At 64.8% G+C, this 19,266-nt stretch carries 20 protein-coding genes; 5 read left to right on the top strand and 15 right to left on the bottom strand.

Annotated elements, in window-relative coordinates:
* Positions 1-111: 111 nt before the first annotated feature.
* The 3 genes from ACYCVF_RS11375 to ACYCVF_RS11365 all read right to left on the bottom strand — a co-directional run bounded on the left by ACYCVF_RS11375 (position 112) and on the right by ACYCVF_RS11365 (position 3,170).
* Positions 112-1,059: an oxygenase MpaB family protein gene (locus ACYCVF_RS11375; RefSeq protein WP_459602615.1), complete on the bottom strand. Its 948-nt coding sequence runs from the start codon at positions 1,057-1,059 to the stop codon at positions 112-114.
* Between the two features lie 76 nt (positions 1,060-1,135).
* A complete protein-coding gene (locus tag ACYCVF_RS11370) occupies positions 1,136-2,278 on the bottom strand; it encodes a DUF3734 domain-containing protein (RefSeq protein ID WP_459602613.1) in 1,143 nt (380 codons plus the stop codon).
* A gap of 70 nt (positions 2,279-2,348) precedes the next feature.
* Entirely contained in the window at positions 2,349-3,170 is an 822-nt protein-coding gene (locus tag ACYCVF_RS11365; protein ID WP_459602611.1) for a 3-hydroxybutyrate dehydrogenase, read from the bottom strand.
* A 191-nt stretch (positions 3,171-3,361) separates the two neighbouring features.
* Between ACYCVF_RS11365 and ACYCVF_RS11360 the strand changes: the two genes are divergently transcribed.
* Entirely contained in the window at positions 3,362-4,249 is an 888-nt protein-coding gene (locus ACYCVF_RS11360; RefSeq protein WP_459602609.1) for a LysR family transcriptional regulator, read from the top strand.
* A 52-nt stretch (positions 4,250-4,301) separates the two neighbouring features.
* On the opposite strand, the gene ACYCVF_RS11355 is transcribed toward ACYCVF_RS11360, so the two are convergent.
* A complete protein-coding gene (locus tag ACYCVF_RS11355) occupies positions 4,302-5,018 on the bottom strand; it encodes a peroxiredoxin-like family protein (RefSeq protein ID WP_459602607.1) in 717 nt (238 codons plus the stop codon).
* 80 nt (positions 5,019-5,098) lie between these two features.
* Entirely contained in the window at positions 5,099-5,383 is a 285-nt protein-coding gene (locus tag ACYCVF_RS11350) for a hypothetical protein (RefSeq protein WP_459602605.1), read from the bottom strand.
* A gap of 235 nt (positions 5,384-5,618) precedes the next feature.
* Here ACYCVF_RS11350 and ACYCVF_RS11345 point away from each other — a divergent pair, with 235 nt between their 5' ends.
* Together ACYCVF_RS11345 and ACYCVF_RS11340 are read left to right on the top strand one after the other, a co-directional pair.
* Positions 5,619-6,101, top strand: coding sequence for a cupin domain-containing protein (locus tag ACYCVF_RS11345; protein ID WP_459602603.1), 483 nt, complete (start codon positions 5,619-5,621; stop codon positions 6,099-6,101).
* 92 nt (positions 6,102-6,193) lie between these two features.
* On the top strand, positions 6,194-7,387 hold the full coding sequence (locus ACYCVF_RS11340; RefSeq protein ID WP_459602601.1) for an MFS transporter: 1,194 nt from the start codon (positions 6,194-6,196) through the stop codon (positions 7,385-7,387).
* Positions 7,388-7,439: 52 nt separating this feature from the next.
* On the opposite strand, the gene ccoS is transcribed toward ACYCVF_RS11340, so the two are convergent.
* The 10 genes from ccoS to ACYCVF_RS11290 all read right to left on the bottom strand — a co-directional run bounded on the left by ccoS (position 7,440) and on the right by ACYCVF_RS11290 (position 16,884).
* Entirely contained in the window at positions 7,440-7,607 is a 168-nt protein-coding gene (gene ccoS / locus ACYCVF_RS11335) for a cbb3-type cytochrome oxidase assembly protein CcoS (protein WP_459602599.1), read from the bottom strand.
* The gene (locus ACYCVF_RS11330; RefSeq protein WP_459602597.1) at positions 7,607-9,796 is read right to left on the bottom strand and encodes a cation-translocating P-type ATPase; all 2,190 of its coding nucleotides are present in this window, start codon (positions 9,794-9,796) and stop codon (positions 7,607-7,609) included. The genes ccoS and ACYCVF_RS11330 overlap by 1 nt, the downstream gene beginning before the upstream one ends.
* 11 nt (positions 9,797-9,807) lie before the next feature.
* Positions 9,808-10,293, bottom strand: a complete 486-nt coding sequence (locus tag ACYCVF_RS11325) for a FixH family protein (RefSeq protein WP_459602595.1) — start codon at positions 10,291-10,293, stop codon at positions 9,808-9,810.
* A 15-nt stretch (positions 10,294-10,308) separates the two neighbouring features.
* A complete protein-coding gene (gene ccoG / locus ACYCVF_RS11320) occupies positions 10,309-11,775 on the bottom strand; it encodes a cytochrome c oxidase accessory protein CcoG (RefSeq protein ID WP_459602593.1) in 1,467 nt (488 codons plus the stop codon).
* Positions 11,776-11,894: 119 nt separating this feature from the next.
* The gene (gene ccoP, locus ACYCVF_RS11315; protein ID WP_459602591.1) at positions 11,895-12,770 is read right to left on the bottom strand and encodes a cytochrome-c oxidase, cbb3-type subunit III; all 876 of its coding nucleotides are present in this window, start codon (positions 12,768-12,770) and stop codon (positions 11,895-11,897) included.
* A 6-nt stretch (positions 12,771-12,776) separates the two neighbouring features.
* Positions 12,777-12,941: a cbb3-type cytochrome oxidase subunit 3 gene (locus ACYCVF_RS11310; RefSeq protein ID WP_028135114.1), complete on the bottom strand. Its 165-nt coding sequence runs from the start codon at positions 12,939-12,941 to the stop codon at positions 12,777-12,779.
* A 13-nt stretch (positions 12,942-12,954) separates the two neighbouring features.
* Positions 12,955-13,689, bottom strand: a complete 735-nt coding sequence (gene ccoO, locus ACYCVF_RS11305; RefSeq protein ID WP_459602588.1) for a cytochrome-c oxidase, cbb3-type subunit II — start codon at positions 13,687-13,689, stop codon at positions 12,955-12,957.
* Positions 13,690-13,702: 13 nt separating this feature from the next.
* Positions 13,703-15,352 (bottom strand): cytochrome-c oxidase, cbb3-type subunit I, encoded by a 1,650-nt coding sequence (ccoN, locus tag ACYCVF_RS11300; protein ID WP_459602586.1) that lies wholly within the window; start codon positions 15,350-15,352, stop codon positions 13,703-13,705.
* 234 nt (positions 15,353-15,586) lie between these two features.
* Entirely contained in the window at positions 15,587-16,012 is a 426-nt protein-coding gene (locus ACYCVF_RS11295) for a CBS domain-containing protein (RefSeq protein WP_459602584.1), read from the bottom strand.
* A gap of 38 nt (positions 16,013-16,050) precedes the next feature.
* Positions 16,051-16,884 (bottom strand): universal stress protein, encoded by an 834-nt coding sequence (locus ACYCVF_RS11290; protein ID WP_459602582.1) that lies wholly within the window; start codon positions 16,882-16,884, stop codon positions 16,051-16,053.
* A 217-nt stretch (positions 16,885-17,101) separates the two neighbouring features.
* On the opposite strand from ACYCVF_RS11290, the gene fixL reads away from it, so the two are divergent.
* Together fixL and fixJ are read left to right on the top strand one after the other, a co-directional pair.
* Complete coding sequence (gene fixL, locus ACYCVF_RS11285; RefSeq protein ID WP_459602580.1) at positions 17,102-18,619, top strand: sensor protein FixL; 1,518 nt, start codon at positions 17,102-17,104, stop codon at positions 18,617-18,619.
* A gap of 3 nt (positions 18,620-18,622) precedes the next feature.
* On the top strand, positions 18,623-19,240 hold the full coding sequence (gene fixJ / locus ACYCVF_RS11280; protein WP_459602578.1) for a response regulator FixJ: 618 nt from the start codon (positions 18,623-18,625) through the stop codon (positions 19,238-19,240).
* Positions 19,241-19,266: the final 26 nt, after the last annotated feature.

Raw genomic sequence — 19,266 nt, 5'->3', positions numbered from 1 at the left:
GCGGCCGGAATGCTCTGAGAAATGGATTCCGGGCTCGCGCTCCGCGCGCCCCGGAATGACCGAGGAATGACGGCGGGCCGTGAACTGCACGGATAACCGACTTCCAAGACCCTACTTCCCGCGGGCGTCCATCTGCGGCCGTCCGATCCAGGCCCTGTTGAGACAGCGGGTCATCCAGTCGGGCTGCGGCTCGCCCCGCAGCCGCGCCTGCGCTTCCTGGTAGGGGCCGACATAGCGCAGACGATCCGGCAATTTCGGATAGACGCGCCTGATCCATCGCAGTGCATTGTCCGCGGACCGGATATCCCGCGCGTCAAGCTCGAAACCAAAGCCTGCGCGCAAGCGCTCGGGCAGCATCCTCGCCGTGAGCGCGCGATACCATCGCGGTGGCCGCAACCACGGGCGCGCCCCCGTGAAAATCTGTGTGGCGATCTCGCGTGCCGCCGTGCTGACCGTCAGCGTCTCCGACTGCGCCATCTCCGCGGTGTAAGCGGCAAAGCCGGTCCAGTCGGCGGGCAGATCATCCGCCGTCAGCCCGAACAGCGCACCGTACATCCGGCTGTCGGCCCAGTAGCGCTCGCGCTCTTCCGCCGAGAGCGGTGCCAGAACGAGGTCATGCGCCATCAACGCGGTCTCGACCAGGGTGGCGTGGACCCAGCGCAGCGACGGAATGTCATTGGCACAGTAGCGCGAGCCTGCCGCGAACGGGCCGACGCTCTCGGGCATCTCGCCGACGATCATGGCATGACGCCGGTGCAATTGCCGCGACGACGACAGTGCCTCATCGAGCGAGCCGAACACCATGGCGAAGACGATGCCAAAGGTGCGATGGAATCGCCCGATCGGGTCGGCAAAGGTCTTGGAATGCTCGGCGATCGCCGCGGCGACCCAGGGGTTGGCCAATTGCAGCAACAGCGCGCGACCGGCGCCGAGGAAGATCACGGCCTCACGGTCGATCCGCCACGTCACCGAGTCCGGGCCGAACACGCCGGCAACCGGTCCTGCCGCGTGAGCACGGACCTGATCGAGAGCGGCTTCGAGATCATTCCCGGACACCATTGTACGGCCTTGGACTGTGGCGAACGATGAACGATCCGCGAGGCCTGTGGCAATTCGATGAAGAGGGACGCCGTCCCTACTCCGCCGCCATCGGCATCTCGTCCATATGCTCGTGCAGCACCACGCCCGCGAGCGGATCGAACTCGCCGATCCACGGCTTGCGCGCCAACACCGCCTTCGTGTGGGCATAGCCAGCATGCCATCGCCGCGTGATCCCGGACGGACTGAAATCGATGTCCTTGGTATGGGTCTCGCGCTCGAGCTGCGGCGCCAGCAGCCGCACCACATGCATGCGGGTCGGGCAGCCGTAGCTCGTCAGCTCACGCACGGCGGGGTCGTTGCGTTCGCTCTCGGGTAGCCGCGCCGCGAGCTGGTTGATCACATGGCGCAGGCGATGGGCCTGCTGCTGTCGCACGATCTGGCTCGCGATGCGGCTGGAATATTGCACGTCCTTGTGCCGGTTCAGCACCTCCGCCATCGTGGTCGGTTCGGACCCGACCGGATTCCACAGATGCACGGAGAAGATCAGCGAATCCCTGCGTGGATTGTCGTCGAACACCGCTTCCGTCGGCGTGTTCGACAGGATGCCTCCGTCCCAATAGAGCTCACCGTCGATACGCACGGCGGGGAAAGCCGGTGGCAGTGCGCCCGAAGCCATCACGTGCTTCACCGTCAGCTCGCCGTCTCGGCTGTCGAAATAGCGCATTTCGCTGGTGCCGACATGAGCCGCACCGACCGTCAGGCGCGGCGCGCAGCGATTGGCCAGATCGAAATCGACGAGCTCGCTCAGCGTCTTCTCCAGCGGAGCCGTCGAATAATAGCCCGCGTGATCGGCACCCAGCGGAAAGGAATCTCCGGCATGCGCCAGCGGATTGGGCCGGAAGAAACCCGGAATGCCGTGGGTGACGGTCGACCAATAGGCCAGCTTCTCGTTGAAGCCGGGAAATCCGGCGCGCCAGTCCCAGACCGGCTGTTGCTCCATCCGCTTCCAGAACTCCCTCAAGCGCGCGAGCCGCTGCGCCGGTCCGTTGCCCGCGATCAGGCTGGCATTGATGGCGCCGATCGAGGTGCCGATGACCCAGTCCGGCTCTATGTCGGCCTCGTGCAGCGCCTGGTAGACGCCTGCCTGGTACGAGCCGAGCGCGCCGCCGCCCTGGAGGACGAGCACGACCTGCCCCGGTAGATCCTTGCGCTGTATGTTGGTCTGCGTGCCATTCATGGGTCGCTCCTGATCAGCCTGCACTGCCCGGGTATTCGCTGCTGATTGCGGCTTGTTACGCCGGCTCATGTTAGTGCGCGGTCCAGCCGCCGTCGACAGGAAGGGCGACGCCGGTGATCGACCCGGCCGCCTCTGTCGACAGGAACACCGTGAGCGCCCCGAGTTCCTCGACTGTCGCAAAACGCTTGTTCGGCTGCTGTGCCAGCAGCACGTCGCGGATCACCTCGTCGCGGGAGATGCCGTGCGCCTTGGCCTGACCTTCGATCTGCGCCTCGACCAGCGGAGTATAAACGTAGCCGGGGCAGACCGCATTGCAGGTGATGCCTTGTTCGGCTGTCTCCAGTGCCGTCACCCTGGTCAGGCCGACGATGCCGTGCTTGGCTGCGACATAGGCCGCCTTGAACGGCGAGCCGACCAGACCGTGCGCGGAGGCGATATTGATGATGCGACCAAAGCCGTTGCCGCGCATCGCCGGCAGTGCAAGTCGCGTCGTGTGAAAGGCCGAGGTCAGGTTGATCGCGAGAATCTGATCCCATTTTTCGACGGGAAACTGGTCGAGCGGCGCAACATGCTGGATGCCGGCATTGTTGACGAGAATGTCGAGCCGGCCCGATTGGGCGATGGTGGCCGCGATCATCTCGGCAATTGATCTGGGCTTCGTCATGTCGGCCGGGGAATAGCTCGCCTTGATGCCGAACTCGGCGGCGATCTGCTCGCTGGTCCGGCCGATCTCGCTGGCGACGCCAAGCCCGTTCAGCACGATGTCGGCGCCGGCCGCGGCCAGCGCACGCGCGATACCGAGGCCGATACCGCTGGTCGAGCCCGTGACAAGCGCCACTTTGCCGGCTAGCGCGCGGACAAGCTGAGCTGTCTGCGCCGACGGAATGTTCATGCAGGATCTCCGTTCGCGACAACCGGGCTTCACGGACGAGCCCGGACCTTCGCTGGAGCCTGAGGGAACGCTCGCCCGAACGGAAATACCGGCTGGCTTCCAATTCCATAGGCGCGCGCTATTGCGCCCGGGATGTCATTCCGGGTTCCAATCGGCTAGATTTGCGGTCCAGTTTTGCTCGGAGCCGATCCATGGAAATGCACCAGGTCCGCTATTTCCTCGCGGTGGCGCAGCTCTTGAACTTCACGCGCGCGGCCGAAGAGTGCAACGTCACGCAGCCGTCACTGACGCGCGCGATCAAGCAGCTCGAGGCCGAGCTCGGCGGCGACCTGTTCCGCCGCGAACGGCCGGCGGCGCAATTGACCGAGCTCGGTCAGCGGATGCATCCGCTTTTGAAGCAGTGCTATGACGCCGCCGCCGGCGCACGCTCGCTCGCCTCCTCGTTCAAGAGCGGCGAGATCGGTGCGCTCCGCATTGCGCTGACCCATTCGATCGACCTCGCCTTGCTCATTCCGCATCTCAACGAGATCAAGCGGCAGTTCAACCGGATCGAATTCCGCTTCCTGCGCGGCTCGAACCGGGAGGTTGGCGATTTCCTGAAGAAGGGTGAAGCCGAGCTCGGCATCGCCGCGGAGATCGACGAGGCCTGGGACCGGCTCGACGTCTGGCCGCTGTTCACCGAAAATTTCGAGCTCGTGGTCGGCGACGGACACCGGCTGGCCGGCCGCAGCTCGATCGAACTGGACGATTTGCGATCGGAGCAGCTTCTGAGCCGAACCTTCTGCGAGCACTCTCGCCGCATCTCGACCAGCCTGCGCGAGCACGGCATCGACATCGAACATGGCCACGAGGTCTCGAACGAGCGCGATTTGATCGAGCTGGTCGAAGCCGACATGGGCGTCGCCATGGTGCCGCACACCTCGCCCGTGCCGGAGCGGCTGACGCGTGCCGCAGTCGCTGGGCTGGACGCCCGCCGTACCGTCAACCTTTATGGGGTCGCGGGCCGGCAGCGCACGGCAGTAGGCAACGCCGTGATGCGCATGCTGCGCGGCGCCGACTGGCGGGAGATCGCGGGGTAGCGCGGACGCTGCCCTCCTTCTCCTCTTTGTAGGAGAAGGAAGAAAATGCGCCTCAGCGCTCCCGGCTGGCGCTCGCCAGCGCTTCGATCAGATCGTCGATCTCCATTCGCTTGCGGAAATCCGGATCGACGAAGCGGGCTTTCACGATGCCGTCGCGTCCGACCACGAACACGGCCGGGATCGGCAGCACCCAGCCGTCATTGCCGTGGAATTTCGCCATGTCCTGATGGGACAACAGATGCTGGATTTCGGCGCCGAGCCAGATCGCGAGATTGAGCGAGAGTGCGTAGCCGTTGTCGAGATCGGTCAGGATCGGAAACGGCGCGCCCGCGTCTGACTTGAGCTGCCGCGTATATTCCTGCATCTCCGGCATGATTGCCACCACCTGCGCCCCCATCGCCTTGATGCGGCCGAGTGCCTGGACAACCGCGCGGACGTTGAGCCTGCAATACGGACACCAATGACCGCGGAAAAACATCACCGCGACCGGGCCGCTCTCCAGCAGCGCGGTCAGCGCGACGAGACGCCCGCTCTCGTCGGGCAGGATGAAGGGCGGCATGGTGTCGCCGGGATGCGGCGCCGTCTCGCCACCGCCGTTTCCGTTCAATCGCGCCACCAGGCGATCGACGGCCTCGCCATAGGCGGGGAAGACCTTGCGGCTGGCATTGGCGTAGGCGCGGAGCTGTTCGTTCAGCGTACCGTCCATGTCGCGGCAGCGCTGAAAGGCGAGCCTGAGCTGTTCGGCGTCGGCTTCCGCAAGAGACGTCATCTTCTGCTCCGGCGTTCGAGGAACGAATAGTAGTTGCCCGATCGGGCCGCCCGCAAGGGGCGGCCGTCGTGCGCACGTCATCAGTTCACGTAGAAATTGCCGGTTGGGTCCAGCCGCCCCGAGGTGGAGTACAGCGTACCCTTGTCCATGAAGAAGACGGTATTGTCGGGCACTTTCTTGGCGTGCTTCATCATGGCCTCGTGGTTCTTTTCGGCCGGCGCCATCGCCATCGCCGACATCTTGCCAGGCCCGCCATAGACGTAGGCCATGCCGGCCTTGAAATCCCAGGCAGCCTCCGAGAGGGCCGCTGTAGCGATGACCGCAAACGCGGCGGTGGCGATCAGGGTCTTGGACAGTGATGTCATGGAATGCTCCTCCGGATTGACGTGAACGCCCGCCAACGGGCGCTTTGCCATCGAACGGTGGAAGCGGCGCGAGCGGAAATGCCGATCCACGATCGGTTCGATAGCCGCCGCCTATCGGCATAGTCCCGGGCTATCGCGCCGAGAGCGAAAGAGCATTTCAGGACGGGCAGCGCCTCGAAGACACTTCGGCCACAGCCGGCGACCACCGCGGTTGCGGCCAACACAGGAGACTTCCATGTTCAAGCATCGCACGTTATCCCGGGCGCTCTGGCCCGGCCTTGCGATCCTCGCCGCACTGACGCTTCCGGCGAAGCAGGTCGTCGCCGGCGAATGCCCGGCCGGGAAGATCAAGCCGAACGCGCAGCAGATGGTCGACCACAAAGCGGTCGGCGTCACCGACGTCACGCTCGGGGCGATCGACCTCGGCAAGCAGCCGGCGCGTATCGAGGGTCGCGAGCTTCGCTTCCGCAAGCTGACCATCGCGCCCGGCGGCATCGTGCCGTGGCACAGCCATGACGACCGTCCTGCCCTGATCTTCGTGCAGCAAGGCGAGATCGTCGAGTACGCTTCCAACTGCGTCGAACCGATCGTGCACAAGGCCGGCGACATCCGCTCCGAGGTATTCGGCACCTCGCATTGGTGGAAAAACCTCGGCAAGGAGACCGTCATTCTCTATGTCGGCGACGTCCGCAAGGACCCGAACGACCACCACATGTAACGAGCGCCCTCAGCCCCAGCGCATTCGTTACCTGGGTGTGGCGCCCGGGATGCCGCATGCCGGGCGCCACATTCCTCACAGGACAAGCACGCATGACCGAGCTCTCCGCGCGGACAAGACCGGCCACGACGACGCATTCTCCGGGTCTCGTGCTTCGCTCGCTCGTGATCGGCCTCACCGCATTCCTGACCGTCGTCGACCTCTTCGCGACGCAGGCGATCCTGCCCTCGCTGACGCGGCACTACGGCGTCACGCCGGCAGCGATGGGCTTTGCGGTCAATGCCAGCACCTTCGGCATGGCGGTCGCCGGGCTCGTCGTCGGCTTCTTCAGCCCGCACATTAACCGGCGGACCGGCATCCTGCTCAGCCTGGCACTGCTCGCGATCCCCACCAGCCTGCTGGCGTCCGCGCCGAATCTGGCCGTCTTCACTGCCTTGCGGGTCACGCAGGGCCTGTGCATGGCCTCCGCCTTTGCGCTCACCCTCGCCCATCTCGGCGAGCAATGCAGCGCCATGGACGCCGGCGGCGCCTTCGCCGCCTACATCACCGGCAATGTCGCCAGCAACCTCCTCGGCCGGCTGATCTCGGCGGCCGTCGCCGATGGCTTCGGCCTTGCCTGGAATTTCTATCTGTTCGCAGCGCTGAATTTGGCCGGCGCGGTGTTGGTCTATTTCACCGTCGGACGCATGCCGCCGATGCACGAGATGAAGCCCCCGGCATCTCCGCTCGCGGCCAGCATCGCGCATTGGCGCAATCCGCCGCTGCGCGCCGCCTACGGCATCGGCTTCTGCATTCTGTTTGCCTTCATCGGCACCTTCACCTTCGTCAATTTCGTTCTGGTCCGGCCGCCGCTGTCGCTCGGCATGATGGACCTCGGCCTCGTCTATCTCGTGTTCCTGCCCTCGATCGCAACGACGCTGCTGGCTGGGCGTGTCGCCTCGCGCCTCGGAACACGTCCAACGATCTGGGGCTCGCTCGCCGTTGCAGGCATCGGCCTGCCGCTGATGCTGACGGCGCGGCTCGCCGAAGTTCTCGCCGGAATGGTGCTGGTCGCAGTCGGGACCTTCTTCGCACAGGCGGCGGCGACCGGATTCGTCGGACAGATTGCGACTGACGACCGCGGCATCGCCAGCGGCACCTATCTCGCCTGCTACTTCTGCGGCGGGCTCGTCGGCACGGCCGTGCTCGGACGGCTGTTCGACGCCTTTGGCTGGCAGGCCTGCGTAGCCGGCGTTGGTCTCGCCCTCGTGGCCGCTGCCCTGCTCGCGAGCGGCTTGAAGCGCTAGAGCCTTTCCCGTTCCGATTGACGCGAACCGATGTCCACTTCGCTCGAAATCGCTAGTGTTTGGCCGGCGCTTCCTGCGGCGGCTCATCGTCGGCGATGGCGCGCCAGGCAGCACCGTCGAGATCGTCGTACTGGCCGCTCCTGAGCGACCACAGGAAAGCGACGAGACCGGCACCTCCGAGCAACAAGGCCAGCGGGACCAGGATGACCAGGATCTCCATCACACGATCTCCCGCGAGGCGCTGCGGGCGCGCAGCGAGTTCAGCATGACCAGGATCGACGATCCGCTCATGGCGGCCGCCGCAATCAGGGGCGTCACGATGCCGCTGATGGCAACCGGCACTGCCAGGACATTGTAACCGATCGCCAGCCAGAGGTTCTGCCGCATCAGGCGCAGCGCCTTGCGCGAAGCGTCGATGGCGGCAACGACGGGCGCCAGCGGCCGGCCGAGGAAGACGAGATCGGCGGTGGCCTGGCTGAGATGCGCGGCCGAGATCGGCGACATCGAGACGTGGGCTGCCGCCAGCGAAGGCGCGTCGTTCATGCCGTCACCCACCATCAGCACCGTGGCGCCGCGCCGCTTCAATTCCTCGATCCGGGCGATCTTGTCGGCCGGCGTCACGCCGGCGCGCCATTCGGGAATGCCGAGCGCAAGCGCTGCCGCCTTCACCGCCGGCTCGCGGTCGCCGGAGAGAATCTCGACACCGATATCGCGAGCCTTCAGCGCCGCGACCACGGCCTCCGCATCCGGGCGCAGGCCCTGGCGGACGGAAAGGATGAACTTCTCGTCGCCCTTGCTGAAGGCCACGACGGAGGCCTCGGGATCGAGCGTGGCGCCGCCGACCAGCGTCTCGGCATCGCAGAAGGACGGACGCCCGAGGCGAAGCTCGACGCCGTCCACGGTCGCGCGGACGCCCTGCCCGGCCTCCTCGACCGCGCCGACGATCGGAGACTTCGCACCGGCAGCCTGAGCGACCGCGGCGGCGACCGGATGATGGCTCGACAGCGCGAGCCGGCCGGCGAGCTCGAAGATGTCGGAGGGGATGTCGGCCGCATTCATCACTTCGAGATCGGGCAGCGTCAGCGTACCGGTCTTGTCGAAGATGACATGGTCGGCTTCTGCGAGCCGCTCGATCGCGTCGCCGGAATTCAGCAGCATCCCGGACTTGAACATCGCGCCGGAGGCGATCGTCTGCACGGTCGGAATGGCAAGGCCCAGCGCACAAGGGCAGGTAATGATCAGGACGGCAACACCGGTCACGATCGCATCATGCCAGCTCGCGCCGGCGATGACCCAGCCGAGGATGGTCAGAAGCGCGGTCGCATGCACCACCGGCGCGTAGAGCCGCGAGGCGCGGTCGGCGAGCCGCATGTAGCGCGAGCGTGCCTGCAGCGCGTTGTCGAGCAGCCGCGTGATCTCGGCGAGCAGCGTCGCCTCGGAGGCTGCGGAGACCCGCACCCGCAGCGTCCCGGAGATGTTCATCGATCCGGCATAGACAGGCGTGCCTTGCTCCGCCGTGACATAAAGCGTCTCGCCGGTGATCAGGCTCTGGTCGATCTCGGAACGGCCCTCGATCACGGTACCGTCCACCGCGCAGCGCTCGCCCGGCCTGAGCAGCACGATGTCCCCGGGATGGATGGCCGCCACGGGGACCTGCGAGATTTCGTCGGGACCGACGAACTTGGCGGCAGTCTCCGCCTTCAGCGCTGCGAGGTTGCCGGCGACCGCGCGGGTCCGCCGCCGCATGTTCTGGTCGAGGACGCGGCCGACCAGCAGGAAGGTCAGCAGCATGATCGCGGCGTCGAAATAGGCGTGCTCGGCGTGATGGATGGTCTCGACCACGGACATGCCGAGCGCCAGTATCACGCCGATCGAGATCGGCACGTCCATGTTGGTCGTCTTCGCCGACAGCGCGCGCCAGGCCGAGCGGAAGAACGGCTGGCCGGCATAGGCGGCCGCCGGCAACGCGATCAGCGCCGACAGCCAGTGGAAGAAATCGCGCTGCTCGGGCAGCATGTCGGAGACGTTGCCGGACCACACCGGGATCGACAGCATCATCACGTTCATGGTGGCGAATGCCGCGACGCCGAGGCACCGCAGGAGGAAACGCGACTCGGCGACCTCGGCCGCCTCCGCGCTCTCGGTCTCGAACGGATAGGCCTTGTAACCGAGTTCCTCGAGGCGATCGATGAAGCGGCCGGGGTCGAGCGTGCCCGCCTTCCACTCCAGCGCGACGCGGCGGTCGGTGAGATTCACGCGCGCCAGCGTGACGTCGGGGATGGCGGACAGGCCGCGCTCGATCTTTGCCATGCAGCCGGCGCAGTGAACGCCCTCGACGGCGAGGTCGATATGCCGGAGGCCCGCGCCCGCATCGCGAACATAGTGAGAGAAATCGCGCGTGACCTGCATGACAGAATCCTTCAGTTCAGGATCACGCGGTTGCGCGAGAGGAAGACGCGCGTCCCCCGCGCCTCACCCTCGATCACGAGATCCCATTGGCCCGGCGCGACGGATGCGGCGTTGCCGCGATAGAGTCCGATACCGGCTTCGGTGAGTTCGACGGCGAGATCGGCGCGCTTGTCGGTCGGCCGCTCCAGGCGGCCGTCGAATTTCAGCCCGGAGATCGGCTGTCCGCTCGCATCGCGGGCTTCGACCTGGACCAGAGCGCCGCCGTCGTTGCGGCGCTCGATATGGGCGCTGACCTTCCATTTGCGCGCGGCCTGATCCTGCGCCGCCGAGATCTCGCGGTCATAGACGAGGCCGGCGGCATAGGGGCTGTCGACGTCGGTGCCGGGCAACGTCGCGATCGCGAGCTTCATCATGGTCCCGTTGACGCCGATCACGACGCCGAAGAAGGCGACGAGCATCAGAAAGACCTTGGTTCCAGTCAGCGGCTTGGAGGCCATGGCAGTCCTCACTCCTTAAGGCGAAACGAAATTGTCGGTGGCGGATGCGACTTCGCCGAGCCCGATATCGGTGACGTGGAAGCGGACCGGAATCGATTTCTCCGGATTGTTGTCGGCCGGCGCGGTGACGAGAAGCCGGAGCTCGCTGGTGGAATCGCGTGGGACCACGATCATCGGCCGATCCGGCGTCACCGAATCGACGCCGATGACGTGGACGGTCGCATTCGCCGGGCCGTGCGCGTCGATGGCGATGATGCGGTCGTAGCCGCTCTTGTTCAGCAGGCGCACCGTGTAGGCGTTGCGGATCGAGCCGTCACTGAGCTTGACCGCGACCGGATTGCGGTCATGCAGCACGTTGACGTCGAGCAGGCTGCGGGTCGCGAGCGTATAAGTCATGAAGCCGCCGATGGCCACGATGATCGCGCTGTACACGATGGTGCGGGGCCGGACGATCCGGTAGATGGGCGCCTTGCCTTCCTGGCGGCGGTGAATATTGACGTCGTTGTCGTAGCCGATCAGACGCTTCGGCCGGCCGATCTTCGTCATCACGTTGTCGCAGGCGTCGATGCAGAGCCCGCACTGGATACATTCGAGCTGGGGCCCGTTGCGGATGTCGATGCCGGTCGGGCAGACCGCGACACATTGGTAGCAATCGACGCAGTCACCGACCGTCTGGCCGAGCGCCCGCAACTCGGCGGCCTTCTTGACCGACGTGCGCTGCTCGCCACGGTCGTAGCGATAGGTGACGTTGAGCGCCCATTCGTCGGTGAGCGCGGCCTGAATGCGCGGCCACGGGCACATATAGGTGCAGACCTGCTCGCGCATGAAACCGGCGAGGACGTAGGTCGTCGCGGTGAGGATGCCGATCCAGATATAGGCGATCATTGGCGCCTGGAAGGTGACGAGCTCCTTCACCAGCGTCGGCGCGTCGTTGAAGTAGAGCACCCAGGCGCCGCCGGTCCACCAAGCGATCATGAGCCAGATCGAATGCTTGAGCACGATCTCGGAGATCCGCTCGAGCTTCATCGGGTCGGACGATTTGTCCTTCTTCATCCGCTCGCGCCGGTCGCCCTCGATCAGGCGTTCGACGGCGTAGAACAGGTCGGTCCAGACGGTCTGCGGACAGAGATAGCCGCACCAGATTCGTCCGCCGATGGAGTTCATCAGGAACAGCGCCACCGCGGCGACGATCAACAGGCCGGTGAAGTAGTAGACCTCCTGCGGCCACAGCTCGATGAAGAAGAAGTAGAAGCGGCTGTTGGGAAGATCGATCAGAACCGCCTGGCTGGGAGCGCCGAGGCCGCGGTTCCAGCGCACGAACGGCAGGAGATAGTAGACACCGAGGCAGAATGCCATCAGGCCCCATTTGATCCGCCGGAACGTTCCGGAGACGCTCTGGGGATAGACCTTCTTGCGGGGGACATAGAGCGGCCCGCTATCGTCCGCCGGCTTCACTTCGTTCGGGTTGACGGTCTTGTTCATCGCGGAATCTTCTCAGGAGGTGCGATTAAACCTAGACCCGGTGTTCGCCGGTCACTTGATCCAACGCAAACGGGGGCGTTTTTCTGCGCCCCCGTTTGAAATCGGCGCTCGCTCGCCGGCTATTTGCCGCCACCGAGCGAGTGGACGTAGACAGCCATCGCCTTGATGGTGGCGGGATCGAGCCGGCCTTCCCAGGCCGGCATGACGCCGGCGCGACCGTTGGTGATGGTCTCGATCAGGGTGGCCTCCTCTGGACCATAGAGCCAGATCTTGTCGGTCAGGTTTGGCGCGCCGAGTTCCGGGTTGCCCTTGCCGGCATCGCCATGACAGGCCGCGCAGTTCTCCGCGAAGATCTTCTCGCCCTTGGCCTTGTCGAAGCCTGCCCGGGTCGGCAGACCCGCCAGCGCCCGCACGTAGCTGGCGACGGCGACGATCTCGTCCGACTTCAGCACGCCGTCCTTGCCGAAGGCGAGCATCTGGCCCTCACGCGTCTTGGCATGGCCGGAACGCACGCCGAACTGGATGGTCTGCATGATCTGGTCGAGCGAGCCGCCCCACAACCACTCGTCGTCGTTCAGGTTCGGATAGCCCTTGGCTCCGGCGGCGCCTGTGCCGTGGCACGGCGCGCAATTGTCGCCGAACACGGTCTTGCCTTTGGCGCGTGCGAGCGCCAGCAGAGCCGGATCCTTCTCGATCTCGGCGAGCGAGGCGGCGCCCAGCGCCACCATCTTGTCACCGCGGATCTTCTCGAGGTTGGCGAGCTCGACCGCAACGTCGGCGCGCGATGAGTAGCCGAACACGCCGGCGGTGTTGCTCGAGATCAGCGGCCAGGCCGGATAGACGATCCAGTAGCCGATCGACCAGACGATGGTGAGATAGAAGGTGATCACCCACCAGCGCGGCAGCGGTGTGTTGAGCTCCTTGATGCCGTCCCACTCGTGGCCGGTCGTGGACGTGCCGGAGACGGAATCGATGTCGCTAGAATGGTCGGTCATGGTTCTCTACTCCTCCCGCAAGGGCAGGTGCGCTGCTTTGTCGAACACAGCCTTGTTACGGGGCCAGAATGCGTAGGCGATGATCGCGAGAAAGATCGCTACGAACACCGGTGTCCAGATCGTCGTCACGAGATCTGACGCAAGATTATGGACGGTCAGGATGGCTTTCATCGTTCATGCCTTCTCAGCGAAGATTGGCTTTCTCGTTGTAGATCTTGAAGTCGACTAGCGTGCCGAGCATCTGCAGGTACGCGACCAGCGCGTCCATCTCGGTCGGCGTGCCGGTCTTGCCGTCGAAGTTGCGCACGACGGCCTTCGCGTAGCGCTTGCTGAAGGCGTCGGTGCCGGCATTATCCGGATCGGCCTGAGCCTTCAGGTCGGCGGCTGCGTTGGCGATCTGCTCGTCGCTATAGGGTACGCCGACGATCCTGAGCGTGCGCATGTCGCCGGCGATCGCATCCGGGTCGATCTCGGTTCTGCTGAGGAATGGATAGCCCGGCATCACCGATTGCGGCACGATCGCGCGCGGGTTGGTCAGATGGGTGACGTGCCAGTCGTCGGAGTATTTGGCGCCGACGCGGGCAAGATCCGGACCGGTGCGCTTGGAGCCCCACTGGAACGGGTGATCGTACATGCTCTCGGCGGCGAGCGAGAAGTGGCCGTAGCGCTCGACCTCGTCCCGCAAGGGCCGGACCATCTGCGAGTGGCAGAGATAGCAGCCCTCGCGGACGTAGATGTTGCGTCCAGCGAGCTCCAGCGGCGTGTAGGGCCTGACCCCGTCGACCTTCTCGATCGTGCTCTTGAGGTAGAACAGCGGGGTGATCTCGACGAGACCGCCGATCGCGACCACCAGCAGGATGCCGACGATCAGGATGATCGAGTTCTTTTCGAAGATTTGGTGGCGTGTCCAGAACGACATTGCTTTGAGCTCCTCATTCCGCCGGCTGAAGAGCGACGGGCATCTGGACTTCCTGCTCGCCGACGCGAACCGTCATCCAGAGATTGTAGGCCATGATCAGTGAGCCGATCAGGAACAGGCCACCGCCTGCGGCGCGGATGATGTAGAAGGGGTGCATCGCCTCGACGGTCTCGATGAAGGAATATTCGAGGAAGCCGAGCGAAGTGTAGGCGCGCCACATCAGACCCTGGAGGATGCCGGACACCCACATCGCCGAGATGTAGAGAACGATGCCGAGGGTCGCGATCCAGAAGTGCCAGTTGACGAGCTTGAGGCTGTAGAGCCCCTTGCGATTCCAGGCCCACGGCACCAGGCAGTACAGCGCGCCGAAGGAGACGAAGCCGACCCAGCCGAGCGCACCGGAATGCACGTGGCCGATGGTCCAGTCGGTGTAGTGGCTGAGCGAGTTGACCACCTTGATCGACATCATCGGGCCTTCGAAGGTCGACATGCCGTAGAAGGCGACGGAGACCACGAGCATGCGCAGCACGGGATCGGTGCGCAGCTTGTCCCAGGCACCCGACAGCGTCATCAGGCCGTTGATCATGCCGCCCCAGGATGGCATCCACAGCATGATCGAGAAGGTCATACCCAGAGTCTGCGTCCAGTCCGGCAGCGCCGTGTAGTGCAGATGGTGCGGGCCGGCCCAGATGTAGAGGAAGATCAGTGCCCAGAAATGGATGATCGAGAGCCGGTAGGAATAGATCGGCCGCTCGGCGCGCTTCGGGATGAAGTAGTACATGATGGCGAGGAAGCCGGCGGTCAGGAAGAAGCCGACCGCGTTGTGGCCGTACCACCACTGGAACATGGCATCCTGGATGCCGCCCCAGGCGACGTAGGACTTCGAGCCGAACACCGAGACCGGGAGGGCCGGATTGTTGCCGAGATGCAGGACCGCGATCGTCACGATGAAGGCGAGATAGAACCAGTTCGCGACAAAGATATGCGGCTCTTTGCGCTTCATGAGGGTAGCGACGAAGACGAGCAGATAGGCCACCCAGACGATGGTCAGCCAGAGGTCGGCATACCATTCCGGCTCGGCGTATTCCTTCGACTGCGTGACTCCGAGCAGATAGCCGGTGCCGGCGATCAGGATGAAGAAGTTGTAGCCCAGCACGACGAACCACGGCGCGAGGTCGCCGGCGAGGCGCGTGCGGCAGGACTTCTGCACGACGTAGAGGGAGGTCGCGATCAGCACGTTGCCGCCGAAGGCGAAGATCACCGCGGACGTGTGCAGCGGCCGCAGGCGGCCGAAGCTGATCCAGGGCAGATCGAAGTTCAGCGCGGGCCAAGCCAGCTGCGAGGCGATGATGAGGCCGACAAGGAAGCCGGCAATGCCCCAGAACATCGCCATGAAGGCGGAGAACTTGATCGGCCCCATGTTGTAGTTCGGGCGACCGTTGATCTCCGCCGGCGGCAGCGCCGCGGGCCGCTCGAAGTAGCGGTTGACGATGAAGAACACCGCAGCCGCGCTTGCCGCAGCGCTGAGCGCGGCGTGGAACGCGAAGGGCGCATCGAGCGCCTTGGCCGAGGCGATCACGCACAGGAAAGCGGTGACTGCGAACACGACAGCCAAGCCGCTTTCACCGATGGTCATGGATTTGGAGATGGAGGGCTGGCTCATGCGGATTCTCTCTGAAAGAACACAGCGCCAGAAACCACATTCACCCTCGCGGGGAATTGATTGAAATCAAGATGGATGGTTTTCTGTCGACGTGGACGGACGCGGCGCCGGTTGAAAAGGCCTTCTCGCCACGGTGCGTGAGGACAGCGAGGACGTCAGGCCGATCGCAAAAGGAATGACCTCCGTGAAATCACGGAGCTTGGAACCCACGAATCGGAGAACGGAGAACGCAGGTCAGTCGCCGGCGCTGGCCTTGAGTGCCGCGATGACGTCCTCGCGGGCGATGATGCCGACCAGCTTCTGTGCACCGTCGAGCACGATGATGCTCCTGATGCGGTGTTCGACCATGATCTGGAGCACACGCGTCAACCGCGTGTCCGGGTTGACGTAGATGAACTCGGGCGTCATGACGTCGCCGATCTTGCGGCGCATCAGATCGTCGTAGCGCGGCAACATCTGGCTCGGCGTGAAGGCGAAACACTTCAGGATGTCGAACTTGGTGACGATGCCGACCACTTGCCCGTCGTCTTCGACCGGATAGCTGTTGAAATCGTCGGTCTCGAACATTTCGCTCAGCTGGAGCAGGTCAAGGTCGCGCTGCACCGTTTTGACGTTGCGCGTCATGTAGCCGTCGACGGTCTGCTCGAGAAATCTATACACGGCGCGTCCTCCTCGCTTCCATACTGACGGGCCGGCGCTCAGTGCGACAGCAGCACGCTGCGGGTGGTTTGTGTGACCAGATACTGAGTGACACCTCCGAGGATCAGTTCGCGAAATCTCGAATGACCGTAGGCACCCGCGACGATCAGGCCGGCGCCGACGTCGCCGGCGACTTTCTCCAATTGCATTGCCGGAGCTTCGCGTGCATGGGCCTCCGAGACGCGTGCGGTCGCGGTCACGCCGTGACGGCCGAGCCAGGCGGCAACGTCGCTGACGCCGGCCATCACGGCCGAACGGTCGTCGCCCTGCTCTGGAATCTCGACGATGGTGATGTCCCTCGCCTTGCGCAGCATCGGCAGCGCGTCGGCTACCGCCCGCCGCGCCTGCGGCGTGTCCTTCCACGCCACCAGCACGTTGCGCAGGTCGAGCCAGTTCGCCCGGTCGGGGACGACGAGAAGCGGGCGGCCGGCCTGCATCACCAGATCCTTGGGACTCACGAGCGAGAAAGCATCGGAGAAGGCCGGACTCTGCCCCCCGCTGACGACGATATCGGCGCAACGCGCCTGCGCCAGGACGAATCGCGCCGGAAAATCCATGGCGCTGCGCCACTCCACATGTCCGCCGCGATTTTTCGTGGCCGCCCGGAATTGCGCTTCCAGCCCGGCCAACCGCCGCTTGACCGAAGCTTCGCCCTCGTCGATCAGCGCTTGCGCCTCGGTGCCGTCCGTGAAATGGAGCGGCGGCGCAAACTGCGCCGCGGCGACCCCGACGATGGCGGCCTCGAATCGTTCGGCAAGCTCGCCCGCGACCTGAAGACGCGCCTCGTTGGACTGATCGAGCGCCAAGCTGACCATGACGGTCGCGTATGTCATCGGGTATCTCCAGCATCACCAAATTTCCGCTATCCTAGACCTGCTGCCGCGCGGCAGGCTGAGATAGATCAAAAACAAGCGCTTCTGGTTCGCCTCGCCGTCTTGCGGGAAATCCGCCAGTAAATTCAACGTCCGCGCTTGCCTCGGAGCGAGCCTTGGGCGAAATTGCGCAAGCGGTAAAGGCATCCTGCCTCGCCGCCGAGGATAGGAGCAGAGCTTGGCGCCGACGCGCGTGACCCATCCGGCGGACGATGGTCGGGGCGAGCAATTCCGAGGCCGCATCGAGGGATTCGGGGTGGGCACCTGGGACCTTGATCTGCAGACGCGCGAACTCGAATGGTCGGACATGGCCAAGCGGCTGTTTAGCCTCGAGCGGGACCAGGCCGTCAGCTACGATCGCTTCCTTTCCTTGCTGGAGCCAAGCGACCGGGACCACTTCCTGAAGGCAATCGGGCGCACCTCGGAAGGCGGGGGTGGACTTGATCTGTCCTTCAAGGTCGTCAGCGGGGCCGGGACCGGTCAATGGATCCGGGCCAGGGCAGGTGTGATCCGGGACGATACCGGCACGCCGCGTCATCTCAGCGGGATATTCCTCGATATCAACGAGGAAAAGCATCTCGAGGAGGCCCTGCGCTCCCAGGAGAATCATCTTCGCTCGATTCTCGAAACCGTGCCCGATGCCATGATTGTCATCGATTCACGCGGCATCATGCAGCTCTTCAGCAGCGCCGCGGAGCGGCTGTTCGGCTACAGCAGGCAGGAGGCCATCGGCCGCAACGTGAGCATCCTGATGCCGGAGCCCGATCAGTCGCGTCATGACTCCTATCTCACGCGCTATCTCCGGACGAACGATCCGCACATCATCGGGATCGGCCGCATCGTGACCGGCAAGCGCCGCGACGGCACGACTTTCCCGATGCACCTGTCCGTCGGGCAGACGCAACGCGCCGGGGAGCCCTATTTCACAGGCTTCGTGCGCGACCTTACCGAGCACCAGCAGACCCAGGCGCGGCTCCAGGAATTGCAGTCCGAGCTCGTCCACGTCTCGCGGCTGACCGCCATGGGCGAAATGGCCTCCGCGCTCGCCCACGAGCTCAACCAGCCGCTGGCGGCGATCAGCAATTACATGAAGGGATCTCGGCGCCTCCTTGCCGGCAGCAGCGATCCCAACACGCCGAAGGTCGAAAGCGCGCTGGATCGGGCAGCGGAGCAGGCCTTGCGCGCCGGGCAGATCATCCGCCGCCTGCGCGACTTCGTCTCCCGCGGCGAATCGGAGAAGCGGGTCGAGAGCCTGTCCAAGCTGATCGAGGAAGCCGGTGCGCTCGGGCTCGCCGGCGCCCGCGAGCAGAACGTGCAGCTCCGCTTCAGCCTCGATCCCGACGCCGATCTCGTCCTCGCCGACCGGGTGCAGATCCAGCAGGTGCTGGTCAATCTGTTCCGCAACGCGCTCGAGGCAATGGCACAGTCGCCGCGGCGCGAGCTCGTCGTCGCCAACACCCGTGTCGATGACGACATGATCGAGGTGGAGGTCTCCGACACCGGCATCGGCTTCCGGGACGACGTCATCCCAAACCTGTTCCAGACTTTCTTCACCACCAAAGACACCGGCATGGGCGTTGGCCTCTCCATCAGCCGCTCGATCATCGAGGCCCACGGCGGCCGCATGTGGGCCGAGAGCAACGCAGCGGGAGGGGCGACATTCCGCTTCACCCTGCCGGCAACCGACGAGAACTGACTCATGACGAACAAGGGACATGTCTACGTCATCGACGACGACCCGGCGATGCGCGATTCGCTGAATTTCCTGCTGGATTCCGCCGGCTTCGCCGTCAGCCTATTCGACGACGCCCTGGCCTTTCTCGAAGCCCTGCCAGGCCTTTCCTTCGGCTGTGTCCTCTCCGACGTGCGCATGCCCGGCCTCGACGGGATCGAACTGCTGAAACGCATGAAGGCGCAACAGAGCCCGTTCCCGATCCTGATCATGACGGGTCATGGCGACGTGCCGCTCGCGGTCGAGGCGATGAAGCTCGGGGCGGTCGATTTCCTGGAAAAGCCGTTCGATGACGAGCGCCTCACCGCGATGATCGAAGCGGCGATCGTCCAGGCCGAGCCGACGGCCAAGAGCGAGGCCGTCGCGCAGGACATCGCGGCCCGCGTCGCCTCGTTGAGTCCGAGGGAGCGTCAGGTCATGGAAGGGCTGATCGCAGGCCTCTCCAACAAGCTGATCGCCCGCGAATACGACATCAGCCCGCGCACCATCGAGGTCTACCGGGCCAACGTCATGACGAAGATGCAAGCGGGCAGCCTCTCGGAACTGGTCCGGCTGGCGATGCGCGCCGGCATGCTCAACGATTGAGGCAAGTCAAGGTGCCTTCCCGGGGC

The sequence above is a fragment of the Bradyrhizobium cedriense genome, from assembly GCF_054602315.1.
This window is presented reverse-complemented; position numbering and strand designations above follow the sequence as displayed.

Bases quoted from the DNA above. Each gene is read 5' to 3' on its own strand.
- ACYCVF_RS11365 (WP_459602611.1), bottom strand. From the start codon at position 3,170: ATGAACATTCCGTCGGCGCAGACAGCTCAGCTTGTCCGCGCGCTAGCC.
- ACYCVF_RS11325 (WP_459602595.1), bottom strand. From the start codon at position 10,293: ATGGCCTCCAAGCCGCTGACTGGAACCAAGGTCTTTCTGATGCTCGTC.
- ACYCVF_RS11360 (WP_459602609.1), top strand. From the start codon at position 3,362: ATGGAAATGCACCAGGTCCGCTATTTCCTCGCGGTGGCGCAGCTCTTG.
- ACYCVF_RS11350 (WP_459602605.1), bottom strand. From the start codon at position 5,383: ATGACATCACTGTCCAAGACCCTGATCGCCACCGCCGCGTTTGCGGTC.
- ACYCVF_RS11355 (WP_459602607.1), bottom strand. From the start codon at position 5,018: ATGACGTCTCTTGCGGAAGCCGACGCCGAACAGCTCAGGCTCGCCTTT.
- ACYCVF_RS11310 (WP_028135114.1), bottom strand. From the start codon at position 12,941: ATGAAAGCCATCCTGACCGTCCATAATCTTGCGTCAGATCTCGTGACG.
- ccoP (WP_459602591.1), bottom strand. From the start codon at position 12,770: ATGACCGACCATTCTAGCGACATCGATTCCGTCTCCGGCACGTCCACG.
- ccoG (WP_459602593.1), bottom strand. From the start codon at position 11,775: ATGAACAAGACCGTCAACCCGAACGAAGTGAAGCCGGCGGACGATAGC.
- fixJ (WP_459602578.1), top strand. From the start codon at position 18,623: ATGACGAACAAGGGACATGTCTACGTCATCGACGACGACCCGGCGATG.
- ACYCVF_RS11345 (WP_459602603.1), top strand. From the start codon at position 5,619: ATGTTCAAGCATCGCACGTTATCCCGGGCGCTCTGGCCCGGCCTTGCG.
- ACYCVF_RS11375 (WP_459602615.1), bottom strand. From the start codon at position 1,059: ATGGTGTCCGGGAATGATCTCGAAGCCGCTCTCGATCAGGTCCGTGCT.
- ACYCVF_RS11370 (WP_459602613.1), bottom strand. From the start codon at position 2,278: ATGAATGGCACGCAGACCAACATACAGCGCAAGGATCTACCGGGGCAG.
- ccoO (WP_459602588.1), bottom strand. From the start codon at position 13,689: ATGTCGTTCTGGACACGCCACCAAATCTTCGAAAAGAACTCGATCATC.
- ccoN (WP_459602586.1), bottom strand. From the start codon at position 15,352: ATGAGCCAGCCCTCCATCTCCAAATCCATGACCATCGGTGAAAGCGGC.
- ACYCVF_RS11330 (WP_459602597.1), bottom strand. From the start codon at position 9,796: ATGCAGGTCACGCGCGATTTCTCTCACTATGTTCGCGATGCGGGCGCG.
- ACYCVF_RS11340 (WP_459602601.1), top strand. From the start codon at position 6,194: ATGACCGAGCTCTCCGCGCGGACAAGACCGGCCACGACGACGCATTCT.
- ACYCVF_RS11290 (WP_459602582.1), bottom strand. From the start codon at position 16,884: ATGACATACGCGACCGTCATGGTCAGCTTGGCGCTCGATCAGTCCAAC.
- ccoS (WP_459602599.1), bottom strand. From the start codon at position 7,607: ATGGAGATCCTGGTCATCCTGGTCCCGCTGGCCTTGTTGCTCGGAGGT.